Origin of the sequence: Cellulomonas bogoriensis 69B4 = DSM 16987 (assembly GCF_000767165.1) — a bacterium.
Classification (GTDB): domain Bacteria; phylum Actinomycetota; class Actinomycetes; order Actinomycetales; family Cellulomonadaceae; genus Actinotalea; species Actinotalea bogoriensis.
In genome coordinates this window covers 1-6,254 of record NZ_AXCZ01000160.1, presented here as the reverse complement: position 1 = coordinate 6,254, position 6,254 = coordinate 1, and the positions used below count along the sequence as shown (strand labels likewise).

General features: G+C 73.3%; 4 protein-coding genes and 2 pseudogenes. 4 read left to right on the top strand and 2 right to left on the bottom strand.

Annotated elements, in window-relative coordinates; all coding sequences use genetic code 11:
• A pseudogene (locus N869_RS12070) lies at positions 1–390 on the bottom strand (DUF4129 domain-containing protein); the annotation flags it as partial.
• Positions 387–1,628 (bottom strand): DUF7544 domain-containing protein, encoded by a 1,242-nt coding sequence (locus N869_RS12065; protein ID WP_052105498.1) that lies wholly within the window; start codon positions 1,626–1,628, stop codon positions 387–389. The gene N869_RS12065 and the pseudogene N869_RS12070, both read right to left, overlap by 4 nt.
• Positions 1,629–1,752: 124 nt before the next feature.
• Between N869_RS12065 and mtrA the strand changes: the two genes are divergently transcribed.
• From mtrA to N869_RS12045, 4 genes and pseudogenes are all read left to right on the top strand, one after another.
• Positions 1,753–2,442, top strand: a complete 690-nt coding sequence (gene mtrA / locus N869_RS12060) for an MtrAB system response regulator MtrA (protein WP_035062054.1) — start codon at positions 1,753–1,755, stop codon at positions 2,440–2,442.
• A 7-nt stretch (positions 2,443–2,449) separates the two neighbouring features.
• Entirely contained in the window at positions 2,450–4,141 is a 1,692-nt protein-coding gene (mtrB, locus tag N869_RS12055) for an MtrAB system histidine kinase MtrB (protein WP_232229717.1), read from the top strand.
• Positions 4,141–5,919: an LpqB family beta-propeller domain-containing protein gene (locus N869_RS12050; RefSeq protein ID WP_035062052.1), complete on the top strand. Its 1,779-nt coding sequence runs from the start codon at positions 4,141–4,143 to the stop codon at positions 5,917–5,919. The genes mtrB and N869_RS12050 overlap by 1 nt, the downstream gene beginning before the upstream one ends.
• 61 nt (positions 5,920–5,980) lie before the next feature.
• Positions 5,981–6,254, top strand: a pseudogene (locus tag N869_RS12045) (ComF family protein); the annotation flags it as partial.

Below are 6,254 nucleotides of genomic sequence, written 5' to 3'. Positions count from 1 at the left end.
GCGGCCCTGCGCGGCGAGGGCGGTGGCAGAGGCCCGCAGCTCGTCCGCGGTACGGGTGTCGTCGACGAACACCGCGCCGGGTCGGGGCGCGCTGCGTGCGCGTCGCACCGGGCCGGCGACGACGAGGGCGACGGCGACCACGACGACCACGACGCCGAGGACCACCAGCGCGGCGACCAGGGGGTCCATCCCGGAGGCGGCGAGCTCGATCTGGGAGAGCTGCTCCATGAGCCATCTCAGGAACATGTCGAGCAGGCTCTCCTGCTGGTGGTAGACGGGGTCCGACAGCTCGCTGACGGCCCAGCGCCGCGCGGTCGGTGCGTCGGGGACGACCGGGACCTCACGCGCGGCACCGAGCGCGAGCACTGCCGCCGGGCCTGCTGCTGTCACGTGCGGGTCGTCCCAGACGCGTCGGTGGCGGCGTTCTCGGCGGCGCGGGCCAGCTCGACGTCGAGACCCTCGCGGCGGATCCGCAGGTCGATGTAGAGCAGGGCGAAGACCGCGGCGCTGAACGGGGTCGTGAGGACCGAGGCGATGATCGTCGCGACCGCGCTCGACGCGATGGCGACCGGGTCGCCGAGGGGGTCGAGCTGGAGCATCGCGGGGATCATGGCGGCAGGGAACACGATGATCGACGCGACGACCCCGACGACCATCGAGACGAGCAGGTAGTACCCCAGCAGCCGCCAGAAGGACCCGCGGGACAGCTCCCACCCGCGCCGGAAGCCGCCGAGGACGCCCTGCTCCTCGAGCATGAGCGCCGCGGTCGACAGCAGGGTCCGGACGGCGATCCAGGCCATCCAGACGATCGAGGCGATCGATCCCAGGACCATCAGCCCGAACGCCGCGGCCCACGCCTCGGCCGCGAACAGGAGCACGGCGCCCACGATCACCACGGCGGGGACGAGGAACAGCAGCAGGATCACCAGGAGGGTCAGGCCGAGCAGCGGAAGGATCCGCGGCAGGGTGCGCTGCCACGCGGCTGCGACCGAGATGCGCTGTCCGATCACCGAGCGGCTCACCGACAGGATGAGGATCCCGGTGAGCAGCGTCGTGGCGATGATGCTCACCAGCATGGACAGCGTCGACCCACCTGCGAGGCCGACGAGCTCACCCAGGACGACCTCGGCGTCGGGCTCGACCTCCAGCATCATCAGCTGGCCCAGGTCGGAGAACAGGTACCACTGGACCAGGGAGTCGAGGAGCACCGTCAGGGTGATGACAACGGCGCTGATGCCGAACATGACCGCGGGGTTCGCGCGGATCGCCCGAAAGGCCCCGTCGAGCACCTCGCCCAGACCGAGCGGACGCAGCGGCACGATCCCGCGCTGGACGGGAGGGGGCCGGTACCCCGGCGCCCCACCTGGCTGGCCGTACTGGGGCTGGCCGTACTGGGGCTGGCCGTACTGGGGCTGCCCGTACTGGGGCTGCCCGTACCCGGGGGCGCCGTGCTGGGGCTGGCCGTACCCGGGGGCCCCCTGCGCGGGTCCCGGCCCCGGAGGGCCTGCCGGTGGAGGCGGGAAGCCTGCCGAAGGGTCGGTGTAGCCGGGCCCCCACGCGGGAGGTGGCTGGTTCTCCGAGCCCCTGCTCTCGGGCACGTTCGGGTCGGTCACGGTCGAGATCCCCACCGTCTGTCGTCCACGGTCACTGGGCCGGGCGTTCTCGGCGCCGGCGGGCCCATCGTGCCACGTCCGGGGGCCTGCGGTCCGCGAGTCCTCCACCTGTGCGGCGCGGGGATGACACCATGGGTCCATGAAGGGTCGAATCCTGGTGGTGGACGACGACGTCGCGCTGGCCGAGATGATCGGGATCGTGCTGCGCTCGGAGGGCTTCGAGCCACTGTTCTGCGCGCACGGCGACGAGGCGTTGACCGCGTCCCGGGAGGGGCAGCCCGACCTGGTGCTGCTGGATCTGATGCTTCCCGGCAAGGACGGCACCGAGATCTGCCGTGAGATCCGTTCCGAGTCGGGCACACCGGTGGTGATGCTCACGGCCAAGAGCGACACCGTCGACGTCGTGCTGGGTCTGGAGTCCGGCGCGGACGACTACATCTCCAAGCCCTTCAAGCCCAAGGAGCTGATCGCCCGTGTCCGGGCGCGGTTGCGCCGGTCGGACGAGCCGGCCCCCGAACAGCTGACCATCGGTGACCTCGCCATCGACGTGACCGGGCACCGCGTCACCCGCGACGGGAACGACATCTCCCTGACCCCCCTGGAGTTCGACCTCCTGGTGGCGCTGGCCCGCAAGCCCTGGCAGGTGTTCACCCGTGAGGTCCTGCTCGAGCGGGTGTGGGGTTACCGGCACGCCGCCGACCCCCGCCTGGTCAACGTGCACGTCCAGCGGCTGCGGTCCAAGATCGAGCACGATCCCGAGCGTCCGGAGATCGTGGTGACGGTCCGGGGCGTGGGGTACAAGGCCGGCACCGGCCCGGCCACCGGGTGACACGCCCATGACGGCGGACCGTGGCTCCCGCCGGATCATGCTGCGGCTCGCGCTCCGGGCCCGCCACCTGGCCCGTCGGGGGTGGTACCGGTGGCGCGCCTCGCTCCAGGTCAAGGTCGTCACCTCGACCCTCGTGGTCGGCATCGTCACCGTGGGCGCGCTCGGCGGCTACGTCTCGGACCGTGTCCGTGACGGACTCTTCGACGAACGCCTCGGCCAGGTCCTGGAGGAGAGCGGCCAGCTCACCAGCCTGGCCCAGAGCCAGTTCGACGCCTCCTCCGCGGTCACCGGCCCCGCGGTCCAGGAACTGTTCGGGACGCTGGTCCCGATGCTCCACGGGGCGGGGACGAGCCGGCCCGAGGTGTTCCTCAGACGGTCCACGGGCACCCCGGGTCTGGCCGGGGTCTCCGACGTGTCGACCCGACCCGAGCTCGACGGCATCATCAGCACCGAGATGCGTGAGGCCGTCCGCGGTTCGGACGTCCACCGGTGGACCCCCGTCGCGGTCCCGCAGCAGGATGCGGGGGCCTGGTCGCCCGGGGTGCTCGTCGGGTCGCTCGTGAGCGTGCCCGCCGCGGGCACCTACGAGCTGTACACCCTGTACGACCTGGCGCCCCAGCAGGCGACACTCGAGTTCGTCCAGAGGACGCTCGCGGTCGCGGGGCTGGTGCTCCTGGGTCTGCTTGGTGCCATGACCTGGATGGTCGCCCGCCAGACGGTGCGCCCCGTGCGGGCCGCGGCGGACGTCGCCGAGCGACTCGCCGAGGGGAACCTCGAGGAGCGCATGACCGTCCACGGGGTCGACGAGATGGCGACCCTGGCCCGCTCGTTCAACGAGATGGCCGAGAGCCTGCACGACCAGATCAACCGCATGGAGACGCTGTCGCACCTGCAGCGCCGCTTCGTCTCGGACGTCTCCCACGAGCTGCGCACCCCGCTCACCACGATCCGAATGGCCGCTGAGGTCATCAACGACGGCCGGGACGGCCTCGACCCCTCGGCGCGCCGCTCCGCCGAGCTGCTCACCACCCAGCTCGACCGGTTCGAGGCGCTCCTGGCCGACCTGCTCGAGATCAGCCGGTTCGACGCGGGCGCCGCGATGCTCGACGCGGAGTCCCGCGACCTGCGCGACGTCGTCACGGGTGTGCTGGAGCAGGCCGTGGCCCTGGCGGCCAGGCGCGGGGTCTGGCTCGCCGTCGACACGCCCGAGCGGCCGGTCATGGCCGACGTCGACCCCCGTCGCGTGGAGCGGGTCCTGCGCAACCTCGTCGTCAACGCCATCGAGCACGCGGAGGGCCGGCCGGTCGAGATCCGCCTGGCCGGTGCGCCCCAGTCGGTCGCGGTGACCGTGCGCGACCACGGTGTGGGCATGACCGCGGAGGAGGCGGCGCACGTGTTCGACCGCTTCTGGCGCGCGGACCCGGCGCGGGCCCGTACCACCGGGGGCACGGGCCTGGGCCTGGCGATCTCGATCGAGGACGCCCACCTCCACGGGGGTTGGCTCGAGGCGTGGGGCCGTCCCGGTCAGGGCGCGTGCTTCCGTCTGACTCTCCCGCGCCGGGCCGGCATCACCCTGGAGTCCTCACCCCTTCCCCTGGAACCTGAGGACGCGACGGGCCCCGTGGCTCCCGGACGGGACCCCGCCAGCCCGGGGACCGACCCCGCCGCAGTCCCCGACCTCGACCGCCTGGAGGCGTGATGCCTACCGTCCTGCATCGCACCACCGGCGTCCTGGCGGCGGTCGCGCTCGTGGCGCTCGCAGGCTGCGCGAGCATCCCGACCTCGGGCCCGATCGGTGAGGGTGACATCGAGGTCGCCGAGCCGGGCGCGGCCATCCCGCTCGCGGAGTACCCGCAGCCGAACGCCGGTCCGGAGCAGATCGCCGAGGGGTTCCTGCAGGCGGCCGGCGCCGGGCCGTACGACGACTACGCCGCGGCGCGGGCCTTCCTGACCGGGAGCGCGGCGGCGGCGTGGGACCCGCGCGCCCGGGTCCTGGTGTTCGGTGACGTCCCGCCGGAGATCGAGATGCGGGACGACGGCTCGGCCCGGGTGACCGTCGAGGTGATCGCGGTCCTGGACGAGGCCGGTCGGTACGCGGAGGCGCCACCGGGCTCACGGGAGGAGCTGGTCCTGGAGCTGGTGCGCGAGCCGCGGGGCCAGTGGCGGATCTCCCAGCTCGACGACGGCGTGGCGATGCTGCGGACCAACTTCTCGTCCCTGCACCGGCAGGTCTCGGTGTACTTCGCGTCCCCGGACGGGCGGTTCCTGGTCCCGGAGACGCGGTGGTTCCCCACCCGTTCGGTGGTGACCCACGCGGTGTCCGAGGTCCTGGCCGGGCCCTCGCCGTGGCTCCAGGACGCGGTCGTCTCGGGTGCGCCCGACGGTGCGCGCCTGAGCACCGCCGCGGTGACGGTCGAGGATGGCGTCGCCACGGTGGACCTGGCGTCGGGTACACGGACCGACGAGGCCGACCGCGGGCTGCTCCAGGCACAGCTGGAGGCCACCCTGAGTCGTGTGCCGGGCACGTTGGTCACAGCGGTCGAGGTGACTGTCGGGGGACTGCCGTGGGAGGCCGGGGTCGTGACCCACCCGACCCGGGACGCGGCACCCGGCCGTGGCCCGTACGTCCTGAGCGGGGACCGGCTCGCGGTGGTCGAGGGCGGTGAGGTCCAGCCGCTGCAGGACGCCGCGTCCCTGGCCGGACTGGACGCCCGGCGCCCGGCGGTGAGCCCCGACGACGCGGTCCGGGTGGTCCTGGACGGCGACCGTCGACTCATGCACCTGCCCACCGACGGGGGCGAACCGGTCGAGGTGTGGCGCGGACGTCGTCTGGTGCCCCCGTCGGTGGACAGGTTCGGCTGGGCCTGGACGGGTGAGGTGTCCTCGGACGGGTCGCTGGTCGCGCTCGCCCCGCTGGTGCCGGGCGGCACGGACCAGGACGACCAGCCCGGGGACGGGACCGAGGCGGCTGACGTGGCGGCTGACGTGGCGGCTGACGTGGCGGTGGACGTGGCGACGACGACGGTGCAGGCGTCCTGGTTGGAGGGCAGGACGATCAGGTCCGTGCGGGTCTCGCGTGACGGGACCCGGGCCGCGGTCGTCTCGGTGGGTGACCTGGGAGCGGCGATCGACCTGAGCGGGGTGATCCGGGACGGCGACGGCACGCCCCAGATGCTCTCCGAGCCGCGGCGCGTCGGGGCGAGCATGGCCGAGGTGCTCGAGGTCAGCTGGAGTGACGAGAGCACGCTCGCGGCGCTGGGTTCGACCGAGGCGGGGGCCGAGCCGACGGTGCACACGGTCCCGTTGGGTGCGGCGTCGACGGCCCTGTCGACGTTGGACGGCGTCGTGGGTGTCGCTGCCGGGAGAGGGGACCGCTCGGTGTACGTCGCGGTCCAGGACGGCACCCTGTACGCCCGGCAGAACGTGAGCTGGACGAGGGTGGTCGGGGACGTGAGGGATCCCGCCTTCCCGGGGTGAGCCCGTCCGCGCCCTGTGGATCGGGCCGACCGGTCCGTGGGGTCCGTGGCAGCCTTCCGGTGTGCTGCGTCGTGCCGGATCCGCGTTGACGGCCCTGGTCCTGCCGGTGGAGTGCGCGGGGTGCGGGCTGGTGGACGTGCGCCTGTGCCGCACCTGCACGGACGCGTTGGGTGGGGTGGTCGGGCGGTGCGAGCAGGGCGCGCCCCGGCTGGACCGGTGCGACGGGATCCCCGCGATGCCGGTGTGGGCGGCGTGGCGGTACGCAGGGGCGGCCCGCTCGGTGGTCCCCGGGTGGAAGGACCGCGGGCGTCGCGACATGGCAGACGTGGTCGCAG